Here is a 16649-nt window from a genome sequence, read left to right as displayed (position 1 = left end):
ATTTTCTGGTGCGTTTTTGACGCTTCTGGAATCTTTACATTCCACAATAGCCGTAACCTGCTACGCTTCTCGACGGTTGCTTTTGGTCACCAGGGGGCAGAAGTCGTCAATAGAAGCCTGTTTTGAAACAGCGGTTGTGAAAAGGTACATGATATGAGTAGTGCATCGATGGCAATTTTGACCATTGGGGTAGTACCGGTGGCGGAGATGTTACCGCTTTTAACTGAACATATCAGGGAAGAACAGATCGACCACATTAGCCTGTTAGGCAAAATGGCGCGCGAAGAGGTGATGCGGGACTACGGCATTGAGCCCGGCGATGAGATGCTATTGACCTTGCTTAACGACAATGAAATCGCGCAGGTCTCGCGGCAGAAGGTTGAACGTGTTTTACGTAGCGTCATTGCGATGCTCGATAAACAAGATTACGACCTGATATTACTCATGAGTACCCATCCCTTTCGTGGATTTACGGCGAATAATGCGATCCTGCTTGAGCCGCAAAGGATTATCCCGCCGCTGGTTGCCTCGATTGTCGACGGTCATCAGGTGGGGGTCATTGTGCCGGTTGAAGAGATTTTGCCGATGCAGCGGGATAAATGGCAGGTGTTAGAAAACACCCCGCTGTATGCCATCTCCAACCCGGTTAGCGGTAGTAAAGAGAATTTACTGTCTGCGGGCAGGGAGCTGATTGAGCAAGGCGCGGATGTACTGATGCTGGATTGTCTTTGCTACCACCAGCAGCATCGCGACATATTACAAAAGGCGCTGGATATCCCGGTTCTGTTGTCAAATGTGCTGGTTTCGCGACTGGCGGCAGAACTATTAGTTTAACCTGATGTAACACGTTAATTTTACGTGACAGGGGCAAGGAGCGCCCCCTATATTGTGCCTTCAACACAAGATCATAAGGGCGAGTTTATGCTTCAAAGCAATGAATACTTTGACGGAAAAGTAAAATCTATCGGCTTCACCAGCAGCAGCACCGGCCGTGCGAGCGTGGGCGTGATGGCGGAAGGGGAATATACCTTTGGCACCGCGCAGCCAGAAGAGATGACCGTAGTCAGCGGCGCGCTGAACGTACTTCTGCCGGGGGAAACCGAGTGGAAAGTCTACGCCGCCGGGGAAGTATTCAACGTACCGGGGAATAGCGAGTTTCATTTGCAGGTGGCTGAGCCGACGTCTTATCTTTGCCGCTACCTGTAACGTCAGCTTCCTTCCTGCGCTGGCAGGAAGGAATTCACCACCCGATTAGCGCTGCGCTTCGCCGCCTAACCCTTCCACCAGATTCTGAATCAGCGCGGCCAGTTCGCCGGTCATCAGAATAAAGTCCGCGTCAAAACGCTGAGCAAAATCTTCCCGGTCGATATCTTCATTCTGGTCCCGCAGTTCGTCGCAGAACTTCAGGCGTTTAATCGAACCATCATCGCACATCAGGAACTGAATGCGCTGCTGCCAGTCGAGCGCCAGCTTGGTCACGACCTTACCGGCTTCAATGTGTACGGCGATCTCGTCGCTGACCAGATCCTGTTTTTTCGCGCGGATCACGCCGCCGTCTTCCAGCATCGCTTTTAGCTCAGCTTCGTCCAGCAGCTGGAAGCCCTGAGCAACGGCACCGGAGCGCACCCACTCGGTGAGCGTCAGTTCGATCGGGGTTTCCAGCGCTAGCGGGACTACCGGCAGCGAGCCGAGGGTTTTACGCAGCAGCGCCAGGGTATCTTCCGCTTTTTTGGCGCTCGCGCAGTCCACCATGATCAATCCGTTGACGGTATCGATCCACATCATGGTCTGGCTGAAGCGGCTGAAGGCGCGCGGCAGCAAAGAGTGCAGGACTTCATCTTTCAGCGAATCTTTTTCGGTCTTTTTCAGCTTGCGGCCCTGCTCGGCTTCCAGCTTGAAGATCTTTGCTTCCAGCGCCTGTTTGATCACCGGAGACGGCAGGATCTTCTCTTCTTTACGCGCGCAGATAACGATCTGGCCGTTTGACGTATGCGTCAACGCGTCGCTGTGCGATCCCATCGGCGGTACCCAACCGGTTTTGGCCATATCCTGGCTGCCGCAAGGGGTAAAGGTCAGCTCGGCCAGCTGTTTTTCCATCTCCTCGGCGCGCAGGGAAATGTCGCGGCTGAGACGATAAACCATTAAATTTTTGAACCACAGCATGATAATTTCCACGGCTTAGTCGTTAAATCCAGCGGGCATGATAGCGAATTGTCGCTATGCTTGCATTGTTAATCGGGGGAGGAATTCACAGTGCGCATTGGCATTGATTTAGGCGGAACCAAAACGGAAGTCATCGCGCTGAGCGACCAGGGAGAGCAGCTATTTCGTCATCGCCTGCCTACGCCGGGGGGCGATTATCGCCAGACGATAGAGACGATTGCCTCGCTGGTAGAGATGGCCGAGCAGGCCACCGGGCAGAGCGGCACGGTCGGCATCGGCATCCCCGGGTCGATTTCGCCCTATACCGGCGTGGTAAAAAACGCTAACTCAACCTGGCTTAACGGTCAGCCGTTTGATAAAGATCTGAGCCAGCGTCTGCAACGGGAAGTGCGTCTGGCCAACGATGCCAACTGCCTCGCGGTGTCGGAAGCGGTAGACGGCGCGGCGGCCGGGGCGCAAACGGTATTTGCGGTGATTATCGGCACCGGCTGCGGTTCAGGGGTGGCGCTCAACGGTCGCGCCCATATTGGCGGCAACGGTACGGCGGGCGAGTGGGGGCATAATCCGCTGCCGTGGATGGATGAAGACGAACTACGCTATCGCGCTGAAGTGCCGTGCTACTGCGGCAAGCAGGGCTGCATTGAAACCTTTATCTCCGGCACCGGCTTTGCGACCGATTACCGTCGGTTGAGCGGGCATCCGCTGAAAGGCAGCGAGATTATGCAGCGCGTCGGCGAGCGGGATCCTGTGGCGGAACTGGCGCTGAGCCGCTATGAGACGCGGCTGGCGAAGTCGTTGGCGCACGTGATTAACATCCTCGACCCGGACGTTATTGTGCTTGGCGGGGGAATGAGCAACGTTGACCGACTGTATCAGACGGTGCCGAATCTGCTGAAACCGTGGGTCTTTGGCGGCGAATGCGAGACGCCGATTCGCAAAGCGGCGCATGGCGATTCCAGCGGCGTACGCGGCGCCGCCTGGTTATGGCCGCTGTAATCATCAACCCGCTGCGCGGCCTCAACGGCGCAGCGGGTTACCGCTCCGGGATCTCCTCAAGAGCAGAGTAAATCGCCAGCCCTCGTTTTTTGCCTTCCTCAATATCCAGGTCCGCTCCCCGGGATTCGCCCGGCATACGCAAAATAGCGTCGCAGCGGCTAATTAAACGGTGAGCGACGGGGTAGAGATACTCTTCGCTAATCGCATCGCCAATTGTTTTGGAGCCCGCCGCTTTAGCGACGGGTAACGCCAGCCATTCGCCGACCACGGGAATATGCCCTTTCTGGTAAACGCGTAGCGCAACCTGGGCCATATTGTGCAGATTAGCCTCGATAAGTTCCGCGCGATTGTTGGTGCCGCTGCGTACCGGGCCGGCGATCAAAATAAGTAAACTTTGCATATTTATGACCTTCTTGATGCGTGAATGGGAATGCTATTGAAGGCTTCCTTCCCGTTGTCCGTTCCGTCATAGACTATTTTTATGCATGAATTTGCACGAAAGCAAATGAAAACGACCTTTGATAAGCTGATAGATAAAATATCATGCATATTCGTGCATAATCAAGATCAATCGTGAATGGGATGGCAATGAGTACTACGCCGGGCCGTTGGAAGCGCGTCATTTCTCAGGGTGCGGCGATCTCTCCCCGCGGGGAGAGATCTTCAGGGAAGGAGTGGAGGGGGAGAATTACTCAACGGCGAAAGCTTTATCGAGGCGGCTATAGCCCAGCCCGTTGATTTTTTTAACTTTAATTTGCACAGGGATGCGCTCTTTCATCGCTTCGACGTGGCTGATGACACCGATAATTTTGCCGCTGGCGTTAAGCGCGTCCAGCGCGTCCAGCGCGGTATCCAGGGTTTCGCTGTCCAGCGTGCCGAAACCCTCGTCGAGAAACAGCGAGTCTATCCGCGTTTTATGGCTGACCAGGTCGGAGAGCGCCAGCGCCAGGGCCAGGCTGACGAGGAAGCTCTCGCCGCCGGAAAGGGTCCGTGTATCGCGCACCGCGTCCGCCTGCCAGGTATCGACCACCTCCAGCTCCAGCGCATCGCTGGCTTTGCGTTGCAGCAGATAGCGGCCGTGCAGGCGGTTAAGCTGGTGGTTGGCCAGCCATACCAGGTTATCCAGCGTCAGGCCTTGCGCAAACTTACGGAATTTGTCGCCCTCTCGGGAGCCGATAAGCGAGTTCAGCCACCCCCAGTCTTCCACTTCCTGGGCCGCGCGTTCCATCTGCAGGCGTAACAACTGCTGGCGCTGCTGGTTTTCGGCATTCTGCTTCAGCTGCTGGCGAATCTCTCCCTGGCGGGCGCTGTTTTCCCGCAGCAGCGAGGTCAGCTGCTGAAGCTTGTCTTGTAGCTCTTCAGGTGGCTGGCCGATGTCCGCGTCCGCCGGCGGCTGCTGGCTATGGTTCACCAGCGCCTCGCGGGCCCGCAGCGCCAGCGCCTGATTCTGCTGGAGCGCGTTTTCCAGCGTCTGCTTCAGGCGTTCAAGGCGCTGGCGCGTCTCTTCATCAAGCAGCGCGGCGAGAAACGCCTGCCGATCGGCGAACGGGCTGGCGGCCAGCGCCGCGCTGAACTGCGCTTCGCTCTCTTTCAGCTGTGCCTGCTGCTGGCTCTCCTGCTGCCCCAGGGTTTGCCACTGGCTCTGGAGCGAGAGGCAGTCGTCATGCACCTGGCGCCAGCTGTCCAGCGGCGCGGGTTCCGCCGCTAAGTCCGTTTCCGGCAAAGCCTCCAGTAGCGGAGCCAGCTGTTGGATCTGTTCCTGCAGGGCGAGCCGTTCATTCTGTTTGGCCTGCCAGCCGCGGGTCTCTTCTTCCCGCTGCGCCAGCCAGCCGGCGGCCTGCCCGACAGCCGGTAAGTCCAGCGCAAATGCGCTCAGCTCCGCCGCCAGCGCAGCGCTGCGCTGCTGTTGTTCCCGCTGTAGCTGCTGGAGCTGCTGCTGGCACTCCTGCTGCTGAGCCTGCCAGGCCAGACGCTGCTGATGCTGATACAGCCGCTGTTCATGCTCCTGCTGCGCGTTTAGCCAGCCCGGAATATCATCCTTTGGCGTCAGGTCAATATTTAATCCGGCGATGGTCTCCTGCCAGCGTGATGTAAGCGCTTGCTCCTGCTGCAGAAGCGATGCTTTCTCGGCGGCCTCTTTTTGCTGCTGCTTGATCAGAGCGTCAAGCTCGCCGCGCGCCAGCGCTCCGGCCTCCGCCAGCTGCTTAACTTCGCGCTCCAGCGCATCGCGCCGCGCCTGGTTTACGCCGGGAACCAGCGCCTGATATTCGGCGACGGCCGGATGCTGCGCGGAACCGCAAAGCGGGCAGGGGGAGCCGGGCTGCAGGCGAGCACGTTCGGTCTCAAGACCGGCAATACGGGCTTCCATTTCGCAGAGGGCTTTCACATCGCTGAACTGCTGATGCTTTTCTTTATAGGCCTGACGGCGCTGAGCCAGCGTGGCTTCCAGCCGCTCCTGCTCCTGCTTACTGGCCTGCCCGGCGGCATCAAGCTGCAATAGCCGCTGGGCCAGCGGCTGCAGCTGACCATGCAGCGCAGCGAGCTGCTGACGCAGAGCGCGGGCCGCAGCGTGCTGCGCGAGCCCGGCGCTAACCTGTTCGGCATCCAGCGTCAGCCCGGCGGGCGGCAGTTCGCCCAGCCTGCGGTGGGTTTCCGCCAGGCGTAGTTGTACCGCGGATTGCTGCTGCGTATCGCGAGCCTGCTGCTGGAAAGCGGCACGCCAGCCGGCCAGCGCGTTGCCCCACAGCTGAAAGCGGTCATGCTCTTTAAGCCATACGGACAGCGTTTGCTGACGGCTGTGAAGTTGCTCATACTGCTGCCGGGCGGCGAGGCGAATACCCGCCCGCAGCCGCAATCGGTCATGTAAGCGAGTATTTACTTCTTCTCTCTGGCGGCGGGTTTGCGCCAGCGCGGCGGTTTGCTCCAGCTGACGCGTCCACTGCGGGCGCAAGCGCTCCGCGGGCTGCGCATTCAGCAGCGCGCTAAGCTGCGGCTGGGCCTGCTCCAGCGCAGATTGCGCTTCGCGTAGCGCGGTTTGAGCCCGCAGATCTTCTGCCGTCAGCTCTTCACGGCGTATCTGCCACTGACGGGCGTTTTGCAACCGGGTTTGTTCGCTAACTTGCTGTTTTTCGTCGGAAGTAAGCGCTTGCAAACTTTGCTGGAGCGCCTGCTGTTGCTCCTCGCTCAGCAGCAGGACGCCGGAGGCCTGCGCCTGGATTTTTTCCAGCTCGACGCGGGCCTGCTTATGTTTTTCAAAGACCTGGGCGGAAATCTGGCCGTAAATTTCGGTCCCGGTGAGCTCTTCCAGCAGCTCGGCGCGCTCCTTCGGTTTGGCGTTGAGGAAGGCGGCGAACTGCCCCTGCGACAGCAGCATTGAGCGGGTGAAGCGGCCATAGTCCAGGCCGGTGAGCGAGGCGGTCAGTTCCAGCTTATCTTTGACCTTATCGGCGAGGATTTTGCCGTCCTCGCAGCGCGCCAGCTCGACGCGCGGAACCTGTAAATTGCCGTCCGGCTGGTTTCGCGCCCGGTTCTGGCTCCAGAAGGCGCGGTAGGCGATGCCTTTGACTTCGAACTCCACTTCCGCCAGACATTCGGCGGTGTCGCGGGTCATCAGATCGTTTTGCGATTGCGACACGCTGCTCAGGCGCGGCGTTTCGTGATAAAGCGCGAGGCAGATAGCGTCCAGCAGGGTGGTCTTGCCGGCGCCGGTTGGCCCGGTAATCGCGAACAGTCCGTTGCTGGCAAAGGGCTCAGCGGAGAAATCGATTTTCCATTCGCCTTTGAGTGAGTTGAGGTTTTTCAGGCGTAAGCTGAGAATTTTCACAGGCGATCCTCACCGTTGAGACTATGCAGCGTTTCATTAAAGAGCTGTTCCAGGCGCTGCTGCTGCGCCTCTTCCAGGGTTTCCAGCGCCAGACGGCGGGCGAAAACGTCCTCCACCTGCAGTTCGCTGAGGGTGACTCGCTGAACGCCCGCCAGAATGCGATCGCGCTGGCTGCGGCTGCGGCGCACCAGCAGCACCTCTACCGGCAGTGTTTCGGTCTGGGCCTGGATTTTCCGTTGGATATCATGCATATATTCATCGCTGGTGATTTCGATATCTAGCCATGCCGCGGGCTGCTGGTCGTTATTCTGCCATTGGTTCAACTGGGCGCTAACGCTGGCGAAATCGCCCTTTAAGACCGCCAGAGGTTGGGTGATGGGCACGATCAGCGGCGTGACGTCCGTCAGGCGGCCAGCGCTAAAGGTCACCAGATTGACGCTTTTGCTTTTCCCTGTTTCGTCAAAGCTCAGCGCAATCGGGGAGCCGCTGTAGCGAATATGCTCGCAGCCGCCGACCACCTGCGCCCGGTGAATATGGCCGAGCGCGATATAGTCGGCGGGCGGAAAGCGGTTCGCCGGGAAGGCGTCGAGGGTACCGATATAAATTTCGCGAACTGCGTCGCTTTTGCTGGCGCCGACGGTGGTTAAATGGCCGCTGGCGATAATCGGCAGCGCCCGGTCGCCGCGCAGTTCGCAGGCCTGCTGGTACTGCTGCTGGTAGTAGTCGCTGATGGCGTTGAGCAACTGCTGCTGCTTCTCGCCGCTGGAGTGCCCGGCCTGGCTGGTCACTAGTTCACGCGGACGCAGGAACGGTACCGGGCAAAAAACCGCCCCCGGCGTACCGTCGCGCAGCGGCAGAATAAAGGGCGCGTGGCCGGCATTGGCCACCACCGTGGTTTTCAGGAACGCAAGAATGTCGCGCGACTCGTTTAGGGTGGCGACCGAATCGTGGTTTCCCGCCAGCACCACCAGCCGACAGCCGGTCTGCTGCAGCTGAACGACAAAGCGGTTATACAGCTCGCGCGCGTAGCTCGGCGGCGAGCCGGTATCAAAAATATCGCCCGCGACAATAATGGCGTCAACATCATGCTCCTGCGCGCTGGCCAGCAGCCAGTCGAGAAACGCCTGATGTTCGGCGGCGCGACTTTTGCTGTAAAAATTTTGCCCAAGATGCCAGTCAGAGGTGTGAAGGATGCGCATAGTTGTTCCATAGCGAAAAAGCGTAAGCGGCATTATATACCCGTCATACTTCAAGTTGCTTATGTGTTGGCTACGCGCGCTCACCTCAACCATCTGGTTACCTGTGCTTGTGGGGCTGACGCTAAGCCACGTGAATTATTGAGGGAATAACGCCGCTCTTCGGTGAGTTAAGTCCGTGTCACAATGCGAAATCCGCGTTCATCTGGCGGTCATTTTTTTCATAAATCTGTCATAAATCTGACGCATAATGGCCGCGCACTTCTATACTGATGGCTAAAAAATACAGGGTAAATAATGGCGAGAAGAATTCTGGTCGTTGAAGATGAAGCTCCAATCCGCGAAATGGTTTGCTTTGTTCTGGAGCAAAACGGCTTTCAGCCCGTCGAGGCGGAAGATTTTGACAGCGCGGTCAATCAGCTCAATGAACCCTGGCCTGATTTAATCCTCCTTGACTGGATGCTGCCGGGTGGGTCGGGTCTGCAGTTTATTAAACAGCTCAAGCGAGAAGCGATGACCCGTGACATTCCGGTGGTGATGCTGACCGCCCGCGGCGAAGAGGAAGATCGCGTCCGCGGCCTGGAGACCGGTGCGGATGATTACATCACCAAGCCGTTTTCCCCGAAAGAGCTGGTGGCGCGGATTAAAGCCGTGATGCGGCGCATTTCGCCGATGGCGGTGGAAGAGGTGATTGAAATGCAGGGGCTGAGCCTCGACCCTTCTTCGCATCGCGTGATGACCGGCGAAAATCCGCTGGATATGGGGCCGACGGAATTTAAATTATTACACTTCTTCATGACGCACCCGGAGCGGGTCTATAGCCGCGAACAGCTGCTGAATCACGTCTGGGGCACCAACGTATATGTAGAAGACAGAACGGTAGACGTGCATATTCGCCGTCTGCGCAAAGCGCTGGAACATAGCGGCCATGACCGGATGGTACAAACGGTTCGCGGTACGGGATATCGTTTCTCCGCCCGTTTCTGAATGCTGACAGGAGTGTGAACCGTGCTGGAACGGCTGTCATGGAAAAGGCTGGCGCTTGAGCTTTTCTTATGTTGTATCCCGGCCCTGATCCTCGGGGCGTTTTTAGGTCATCTGCCGTGGTTTTTATTGGCGGCAGTGACCGGTCTTCTTATCTGGCATTTCTGGAATCTGATGCGCCTGTCGTGGTGGCTGTGGGTCGACCGCAGCATGACGCCGCCGCCGGGTAGCGGCAGCTGGGAACCCCTGCTGTACGGTCTGCACCAGATGCAGATGCGTAATAAAAAGCGCCGCCGTGAGCTGGGAAGCCTGATTAAGCGCTTTCGCAGCGGGGCGGAGTCCCTGCCGGACGCGGTGGTGCTGACCACCGAAGAAGGCGCGATGTTCTGGTGTAACGGCCTGGCCCAGCAGATCCTTAATCTGCGCTGGCCCGACGATAACGGGCAGAATATCCTCAACCTCCTGCGCTATCCTGAATTTGCTAATTACATGAAATACCGCGACTTTTCCAAGCCGCTCAATCTGGTGCTGAATAATGGCCGCCATCTGGAAATTCGCATGATGCCCTATAGCGACAAACAGCTGCTGATGGTGGCGCGCGATGTCACGCAGATGCACCAGTTGGAAGGGGCGCGGCGTAACTTTTTCGCCAACGTCAGCCATGAACTTCGCACGCCGTTGACGGTGCTGCAGGGGTATCTGGAGATGATGCAGGAGCAGGTGCTGGAAGGGGGAACGCGCGAAAAAGCGTTACACACCATGCGCGAACAAACCCAGCGTATGGAAGGCCTGGTGAAGCAACTGCTGACGCTGTCGCGCATTGAAGCCGCGCCGGTACTGGCGATGAACGATAAAATCGACGTGCCGATGATGCTGCGGGTCGTCGAGCGCGAGGCGCAAACGCTAAGCCAGCAGAAGCACGAGCTGCATTTTTCGGTCGATGACTCGCTAAAAGTGCTGGGTAATGAGGAACAGCTGCGCAGCGCGATTTCCAACCTTGTGTATAACGCGGTCAACCATACGCCGGCGGGAACGGTGATTACCGTAACCTGGCAGCGGGCGCCGCACGGCGCGTTGTTCAGCGTCGAGGATAACGGGCCAGGCATCGCGCCGGAGCATATTCCGCGCCTGACCGAACGTTTCTACCGGGTGGATAAAGCGCGTTCGCGGCAAACCGGCGGCAGCGGGCTGGGGCTGGCGATTGTCAAACATGCCGTCAGCCATCACGATAGCCGCCTTGAGATCGAGAGCGCGGTCGGCAAAGGCACCCGCTTTAGCTTCTTATTACCGGAACGTTTAATTGCCAAAAATTAAACCCGGACGGGTGAGTGTCAGCATTCCTTGCCAATGACCAGCTTCGGCTGGTCATTTTCGTTTGCAGCGCCATCACAGCTGCGTAATTAACGAACGTTAGCTGCTTTTTTGTTCGCATGATAAGCCAGATGTTTTCTATCCTTCTGGCTAATGATGCTAATCATTAAAATAGAGTTAGCATAATCATCTGCTTTTGCGATCCCTCCTTGCTTTAAAACGTTATAAGCGTTTAAATTGCCCCCCTACGGTCGCAGACAGACTGTTTTTGCGTGGTAATTCAAAAAACTATTCTTTTCCACGCCGCTTTGGGAGCATATCCCGCTGAGTTTACTGACAATGGCCGCTGTATCATCCCCAGGGGAAAGGCGCGGTATAAATCCGTTTTTACAACACCACATCCACAGGCTGTAATGAATTTATGACCCATCAGTTAAAATCTCGCGACATCATTGCGTTGGGCTTTATGACCTTCGCGCTGTTCGTCGGCGCAGGCAATATTATCTTTCCTCCGATGGTTGGCTTACAGGCCGGCGAACACGTCTGGACCGCGGCTATTGGCTTTCTGATTACCGCCGTGGGTCTGCCGGTGCTAACGGTCGTGGCGCTGGCGAAGGTCGGCGGCGGCGTAGAGAGCCTGAGCACGCCGATTGGTAAAGTCGCCGGTATCCTGCTGGCGGTGGTCTGCTATCTTGCCGTTGGGCCGCTGTTCGCGACTCCGCGCACCGCCACCGTCTCTTTTGAAGTGGGGATTGCGCCGCTGACCGGTGACGGCGCGCTGCCGCTGCTGATTTACAGCGTTATCTATTTTGCGCTGGTGATCCTCGTTTCGCTCTACCCGGGCAAACTGCTGGATACCGTGGGGAATTTCCTCGCGCCGCTGAAGATTATCGCCCTGATTATTCTTTCCGTTGCGGCCATCGTCTGGCCCGCCGGTCCGCTGAGCCACGCGATGGAAGCCTACCGTACCGCGCCTTTCTCGAACGGTTTCGTCAACGGCTATCTGACTATGGATACCCTGGGCGCGATGGTCTTTGGTATCGTGATTGTCAACGCCGCGCGTTCCCGCGGCGTGACCGAAGCCCGCCTGCTGACCCGCTACACCGTGTGGGCTGGCCTGATGGCCGGCGTGGGCCTGACGCTGCTGTACCTGGCGCTGTTCCGTTTAGGTTCAGATAGCGGCACGCTGGTTGAGCAATCCGCTAACGGCGCGGCGATTCTCCATGCTTACGTCCAGCACACCTTCGGCGGCGCGGGAAGCTTTATGCTGGCGGCGCTGATCTTTATCGCCTGTCTGGTGACGGCGGTGGGCCTGACCTGCGCCTGCGCGGAGTTCTTCGCCCAGTACCTGCCGTTCTCCTACCGTACGCTGGTGTTTATCCTCGGCCTGTTTTCGATGGCGGTTTCCAACCTCGGTCTGAGCCACCTGATTCAGATTTCGATTCCGGTGCTGACGGCTATCTATCCGCCGTGTATCGCACTGGTTGTATTAAGCTTTACCCGCGGTTGGTGGCATAATTCGTCCCGCGTTATCGCCCCGGCAATGTTTATCAGCCTGATGTTTGGTATCATTGACGGCATTAAAGCGTCGGCGTTTGCAGATATTATGCCGTCCTGGACCGCGCGTCTGCCGCTGGCGGAGCAGGGTCTGGCCTGGCTGATGCCAACCGCCGTGATGGTGATTCTGGCCGTTATCTGGGATCGCGCAGCAGGACGTCAGGTGACTTCCAGCGCGCACTAACCGACGCTTTACACAGGTGTTTAACCACGGGACTTCAGGTCCCGTGGTTTTTTGTTTTTTTGGTCACCCTCCTTTGTCCTTTGCCCCCGCGAAGTCCAGAGGAGAAAAACGGCATGGAACACGATGGAAAGTAGTAACAAGCTTAAGCGCGGGCTAAGTACCCGGCATATTCGCTTTATGGCGCTGGGGTCGGCAATCGGTACCGGCCTTTTCTATGGTTCGGCTGACGCGATTAAAATGGCGGGTCCGAGCGTTCTGTTGGCTTATATTATCGGCGGCGTCGCGGCCTACATTATTATGCGCGCGCTGGGCGAGATGTCGGTGCATAACCCGGCCGCCAGCTCGTTCTCGCGCTACGCGCAGGATTACCTTGGCCCGCTGGCGGGCTATATCACCGGCTGGACCTACTGTTTTGAAATTCTGATTGTCGCCATCGCCGACGTCACGGCCTTCGGCATCTATATGGGCGTCTGGTTTCCGGCAGTACCGCACTGGGTTTGGGTGCTCAGCGTGGTCCTGATTATCTGCGCCGTCAACCTGATGAGCGTGAAGGTCTTCGGCGAGCTGGAGTTCTGGTTCTCCTTCTTCAAAGTCGCCACCATTATCATCATGATCCTCGCCGGTTTCGGCATCATTATCTGGGGTATTGGCAACGGCGGGCAGCCGACCGGCATCCACAACCTGTGGAGCAACGGCGGCTTCTTCAGCAACGGCTGGCTGGGGATGGTGATGTCGCTGCAGATGGTGATGTTCGCTTACGGCGGCATTGAGATTATCGGTATCACCGCCGGCGAAGCGAAAGATCCGGAGAAATCCATTCCGCGCGCCATTAACTCGGTGCCGATGCGTATCCTGGTGTTTTACGTGGGTACGCTGTTTGTGATTATGTCTATCTATCCGTGGAACCAGGTCGGGACCAACGGCAGCCCGTTCGTCTTAACCTTCCAGCATCTCGGCATCACTTTTGCCGCCAGCATCCTGAACTTTGTGGTGCTGACCGCTTCGCTGTCGGCGATTAACTCCGACGTCTTTGGCGTGGGGCGTATGCTGCATGGCATGGCGGAGCAGGGCAGCGCGCCGAAAATGTTCGCGAAAACTTCACGTCGCGGGGTGCCGTGGGTGACGGTGATGGTGATGACCATCGCGCTGCTGTTCGCGGTCTATCTTAACTATATTATGCCGGAGAACGTTTTCCTGGTGATCGCCTCGCTGGCCACTTTCGCCACCGTCTGGGTGTGGATTATGATCCTGCTGTCGCAGATCGCCTTCCGCCGCCGTCTGCCGCCGGAAGAGGCGAAGGCGCTTAAATTCAAGGTACCCGGAGGGGTAACGACCACGGTGATTGGCCTGCTGTTCCTGGTCTTTATTATCGGGCTGATTGGCTACCACCCCGATACCCGCATCTCGCTGTACGTCGGCTTTGCGTGGATTATCCTGCTGCTGATTGGCTGGCAGTTTAAAACCCGCCGCGAGCGAAAGCTGGCGAAAGCGTAGTCATTTACTTCTCTTTTTGCCGGATACGCTCAGGCTATCCGGCAAGCGATCCCTCCACCCCCGCCATCCTCCCCCAATAATTCTGCCGATGATGAGTCATACGCCAGTACGCTGTGGCAAGGTGTGCCCATTCTGCAAAGAGAGGAATAACAATGTTGAAGGCATGGCACCTCCCGGTTGCTCCGTTTATCAAGGAACAGCAGGAACGACTGATGATTACGCTATGGTTGAGCGGCGACGATCTGCCGCCGCGGGTGACCCTACGCGCGGAAGAGGATAACGAAGAGCTGTCTCTGTCGATGCACCGCCTGCGGCAGGCGCCGCATCCGGGCGTGGTAGCGTGGCGCGGGGAAATCAACCTCGTCAACGGACAGCCGCGTCGACGCTACAGCTTCAAGCTGCTGTGGGCCGATCGCCAGCTGTGGTTCACGCCGCAGGGATTCAACCGCTTTCCGCCGGCGAGGCTGGAGCAGTTTGCGGTCGATCTGCCGGACAGCGGACCGCAGTGGGTGGCCGATCAGGTGTTTTATCAAATTTTCCCTGACCGTTTTGCGCGCAGCCAGTCCCGCGAAGCGGAACAGGATGCGACTTACTACCATCACGCCGCCGGTCACGACATCGTGCGTAAAGCGTGGGATGAACCGTTAACCGCCGAGGCGGGCGGCTCCACCTTTTATGGCGGCGATCTTGATGGTATCAGCGAGAAGCTGCCGTATCTGAAGCAGCTTGGCGTCACGGCGCTGTACCTGAACCCGGTGTTTGTCGCCCCCAGCGTGCATAAATACGATACCGAAGATTACCGCCGCGTTGATCCGCAGTTTGGCGGCGATGCCGCGCTGCTGCGCCTGCGTCACAACACGCAAAAAGAGGGGATGCGTCTGATCCTCGATGGCGTGTTCAACCATAGCGGCGATTCGCATGCCTGGTTCGACCGCCACCAGCGCGGCAGCGGCGGCGCCTGCCATAACGCCGATTCGCCGTGGCGCGACTGGTATAATTTTTCCCCCGAGGGCGTTGCCCACGACTGGCTGGGATACGCCAGCCTGCCGAAGCTGGACTACCGTTCGTCGATGCTGATTGATGAAATCTACGGTGGGGAAGATAGCGTGGTGCGCCACTGGCTGAAAGCGCCGTGGAGCATGGACGGCTGGCGCCTGGACGTGGTGCACATGCTGGGCGAAGGGGGCGGGGCGCGCAATAACCTGCGTCATATCGCCGGCATTACCCAGGCGGCGAAGCTGGAGCGGCCGGACGCTTTCGTGTTCGGCGAGCATTTCGGCGACGCGCGCCAGTGGCTACAGGCCGACGTTGAAGACTCGGCGATGAACTACCGCGGCTTCACCTTCCCGCTGTGGGGCTTCCTCGCGAACACCGATATCTCCTACGATCCGCAGAAAATTGATGCGCAGACCTGCATGGCGTGGATGGACAACTATCGCGCCGGATTGTCGCACCAGCAGCAGCTGCGGATGTTTAACCAGCTTGATAGCCACGATACCGCCCGCTTTAAGTCTCTGCTGGGTAACGATGTCGCGCGCCTGCCGCTGGCGGTGGTATGGCTATTTAGCTGGCCGGGCGTACCGTGCATTTACTACGGCGACGAAGTGGGCGTGGATGGCAATAACGATCCGTTCTGCCGCAAACCGTTCCCATGGGATCCGGCGTTGCAGGATGGCGATCTGCTCGACCTGTACAAGCGGATGAGCAAGCTGCGTAAGGCTCATCAGGCGCTGCGCTACGGCGGCTGCCAGGTGATTTATGCCGAAGATAATGTGGTGGTGTTCGTGCGCGTCTATAAACAGCAGCGCGTGCTGGTGGCGATCAACCGCGGCGAAGCCTGCGAGGTGGTGATAGAGGATTCGCCGCTGCTCGACGTCAACGGCTGGCAGCTGAAAGAGGGCGCCGGCGCGCTGCACGACGGCGTGCTGACGCTACCGGCAATCTCCGCCAGCGTCTGGTTTAGCCGCTAAGCATAGAGCTGGTTCAGACTTTCGCTCCGCAGAATGGCCTCGCGCCACCAGCGCTGGGCCAGCCCGTCATTGCCGCTGCGCCAGGCCATATAGGTGATATCTTTCACGCGACAGGAGATGACGGGTTTTTCGATCAGCTCGCCCTTTTCCAGCCACGGCCGGGCAATATGGCGCGGTAAAAAGCCACAGCCCAGCCCGGCGCGCAAGAGTTCGACTTTACTGGCGAAATCATCCACGCGAATTTGCGGCTGCTCGTCGAGCAGGTTGCTGTTGAGCGGATGACAGTAGCGGGCGCTGTCGCTGATGACTACCGCGCGATGCAGGCTGAGCTGCTTGTTAGTCAGCGGTTGGGTGGTTTCCGCCAGCGGGTGCCCCGGCGCGATGACGAAAATATTGTCCATGGCGCCGAGCATTTTCCACGACCATTCGGCGGACGTAGGCGGTTCATTGATCGCCCCGAGAATAATATCCGCGCCGTTGTGGGTCAGTTCTTCCCACGAGCCCGCAAGGGTATGGTGGGTAAAGTTAAGCCGGGTTTGCGGGTGCTGGGCGTAGAACGCGTCGATCAGCGGCAGCAGCGCGCTGAACGGGAAAGAGTCATCCAGGGCGATAGCCAGATCCCGCTCCCAACCCGCGCTGAGCTGTACCGCCTGTTTTTCCAGATCTTTGGCGGCGTTCAGCAGCAACCGGCCCTTCTCCAGCATCATTCTGCCGGTATCGGTAAATTTTGCCCGGTGCCCGGAGCGATCCAGCAGGGTGATATTCAGATCGTTTTCCAGCTTTTGAATCATGTAGCTCAGCGCGGCAGGGGTTTTAAATAGCGATTCTGCGGCGCTGGCAAAAGATCCATGTTTGTCCAGCGCGTCGAGAATCAACAGGACCTCAAGGTTCAGGCGCATGCGTCAACTTCCGATAAAAAAGAGTGCTCCCGTTTTACCGGAGCGCCCTGTTCAATTCTAGTGAATAATTTA

General features: G+C 58.1%; 13 protein-coding genes. 8 read left to right on the top strand and 5 right to left on the bottom strand.

All coding sequences use genetic code 11. From position 1 onward, the window contains the following. Positions 1–153: 153 nt before the first annotated feature. Together ACE3MN_RS20890 and ppnP are read left to right on the top strand one after the other, a co-directional pair. Positions 154–834 carry an AroM family protein gene (locus tag ACE3MN_RS20890; protein ID WP_165774989.1) on the top strand — a complete coding sequence of 227 codons (681 nt, stop codon included), beginning with the start codon at positions 154–156 and terminating at the stop codon, positions 832–834. Positions 835–921: 87 nt separating this feature from the next. Continuing rightward, the gene (gene ppnP, locus ACE3MN_RS20885; protein WP_002890284.1) at positions 922–1206 is read left to right on the top strand and encodes a pyrimidine/purine nucleoside phosphorylase; all 285 of its coding nucleotides are present in this window, start codon (positions 922–924) and stop codon (positions 1204–1206) included. Positions 1207–1251: 45 nt separating this feature from the next. Here the strand turns inward: ppnP and rdgC are convergent, their stop codons facing one another. Beyond that, positions 1252–2163: a recombination-associated protein RdgC gene (gene rdgC / locus ACE3MN_RS20880; protein ID WP_375364162.1), complete on the bottom strand. Its 912-nt coding sequence runs from the start codon at positions 2161–2163 to the stop codon at positions 1252–1254. 90 nt (positions 2164–2253) lie between these two features. Between rdgC and mak the strand changes: the two genes are divergently transcribed. After that, positions 2254–3159, top strand: coding sequence for a fructokinase (gene mak / locus ACE3MN_RS20875; protein WP_004132468.1), 906 nt, complete (start codon positions 2254–2256; stop codon positions 3157–3159). 37 nt (positions 3160–3196) lie between these two features. Here mak and ACE3MN_RS20870 read toward each other — a convergent pair whose 3' ends face one another. From ACE3MN_RS20870 to sbcD, 3 genes are all read right to left on the bottom strand, one after another. Then, a complete protein-coding gene (locus tag ACE3MN_RS20870) occupies positions 3197–3559 on the bottom strand; it encodes an NUDIX hydrolase (RefSeq protein ID WP_049087369.1) in 363 nt (120 codons plus the stop codon). Between the two features lie 288 nt (positions 3560–3847). Beyond that, positions 3848–6982, bottom strand: a complete 3135-nt coding sequence (gene sbcC, locus ACE3MN_RS20865; protein WP_375364161.1) for an exonuclease subunit SbcC — start codon at positions 6980–6982, stop codon at positions 3848–3850. After that, the gene (gene sbcD / locus ACE3MN_RS20860) at positions 6979–8181 is read right to left on the bottom strand and encodes an exonuclease subunit SbcD (protein ID WP_049087371.1); all 1203 of its coding nucleotides are present in this window, start codon (positions 8179–8181) and stop codon (positions 6979–6981) included. Before sbcD ends, sbcC begins: the two co-directional genes overlap by 4 nt. A 294-nt stretch (positions 8182–8475) precedes the next feature. Here sbcD and phoB point away from each other — a divergent pair, with 294 nt between their 5' ends. The 5 genes from phoB to malZ all read left to right on the top strand — a co-directional run bounded on the left by phoB (position 8476) and on the right by malZ (position 15678). Then, a complete protein-coding gene (phoB, locus tag ACE3MN_RS20855; protein WP_004099401.1) occupies positions 8476–9165 on the top strand; it encodes a phosphate response regulator transcription factor PhoB in 690 nt (229 codons plus the stop codon). 21 nt (positions 9166–9186) lie between these two features. Beyond that, complete coding sequence (gene phoR / locus ACE3MN_RS20850) at positions 9187–10476, top strand: phosphate regulon sensor histidine kinase PhoR (RefSeq protein ID WP_064411224.1); 1290 nt, start codon at positions 9187–9189, stop codon at positions 10474–10476. Positions 10477–10894: 418 nt separating this feature from the next. Continuing rightward, the gene (gene brnQ, locus ACE3MN_RS20845) at positions 10895–12214 is read left to right on the top strand and encodes a branched-chain amino acid transporter carrier protein BrnQ (protein WP_049088783.1); all 1320 of its coding nucleotides are present in this window, start codon (positions 10895–10897) and stop codon (positions 12212–12214) included. A gap of 123 nt (positions 12215–12337) precedes the next feature. Then, positions 12338–13708 (top strand): proline-specific permease ProY, encoded by a 1371-nt coding sequence (gene proY / locus ACE3MN_RS20840; RefSeq protein WP_004133973.1) that lies wholly within the window; start codon positions 12338–12340, stop codon positions 13706–13708. Positions 13709–13860: 152 nt separating this feature from the next. Continuing rightward, entirely contained in the window at positions 13861–15678 is a 1818-nt protein-coding gene (gene malZ / locus ACE3MN_RS20835) for a maltodextrin glucosidase (RefSeq protein WP_224246718.1), read from the top strand. Here malZ and ACE3MN_RS20830 read toward each other — a convergent pair. Continuing rightward, positions 15675–16577 (bottom strand): LysR family transcriptional regulator, encoded by a 903-nt coding sequence (locus tag ACE3MN_RS20830; protein WP_098363613.1) that lies wholly within the window; start codon positions 16575–16577, stop codon positions 15675–15677. The genes malZ and ACE3MN_RS20830 overlap by 4 nt on opposite strands. Positions 16578–16649 lie beyond the last annotated feature (72 nt).

The organism is Klebsiella grimontii (genome assembly GCF_042137965.1).
Taxonomy (GTDB): Bacteria; Pseudomonadota; Gammaproteobacteria; order Enterobacterales; family Enterobacteriaceae; genus Klebsiella; species Klebsiella grimontii.
This window is presented reverse-complemented; position numbering and strand designations above follow the sequence as displayed.

What these genes read in the sequence shown, in the direction of transcription:
- ACE3MN_RS20890 (WP_165774989.1), top strand. Translation starts at nt 154, where the DNA reads ATGAGTAGTGCATCGATGGCAATTTTGACCATTGGGGTAGTACCGGTG.
- ppnP (WP_002890284.1), top strand. Translation starts at nt 922, where the DNA reads ATGCTTCAAAGCAATGAATACTTTGACGGAAAAGTAAAATCTATCGGC.
- rdgC (WP_375364162.1), bottom strand. Translation starts at nt 2,163, where the DNA reads ATGCTGTGGTTCAAAAATTTAATGGTTTATCGTCTCAGCCGCGACATT.
- ACE3MN_RS20870 (WP_049087369.1), bottom strand. Translation starts at nt 3,559, where the DNA reads ATGCAAAGTTTACTTATTTTGATCGCCGGCCCGGTACGCAGCGGCACC.
- sbcD (WP_049087371.1), bottom strand. Translation starts at nt 8,181, where the DNA reads ATGCGCATCCTTCACACCTCTGACTGGCATCTTGGGCAAAATTTTTAC.
- phoB (WP_004099401.1), top strand. Translation starts at nt 8,476, where the DNA reads ATGGCGAGAAGAATTCTGGTCGTTGAAGATGAAGCTCCAATCCGCGAA.
- brnQ (WP_049088783.1), top strand. Translation starts at nt 10,895, where the DNA reads ATGACCCATCAGTTAAAATCTCGCGACATCATTGCGTTGGGCTTTATG.
- proY (WP_004133973.1), top strand. Translation starts at nt 12,338, where the DNA reads ATGGAAAGTAGTAACAAGCTTAAGCGCGGGCTAAGTACCCGGCATATT.
- malZ (WP_224246718.1), top strand. Translation starts at nt 13,861, where the DNA reads ATGTTGAAGGCATGGCACCTCCCGGTTGCTCCGTTTATCAAGGAACAG.
- ACE3MN_RS20830 (WP_098363613.1), bottom strand. Translation starts at nt 16,577, where the DNA reads ATGCGCCTGAACCTTGAGGTCCTGTTGATTCTCGACGCGCTGGACAAA.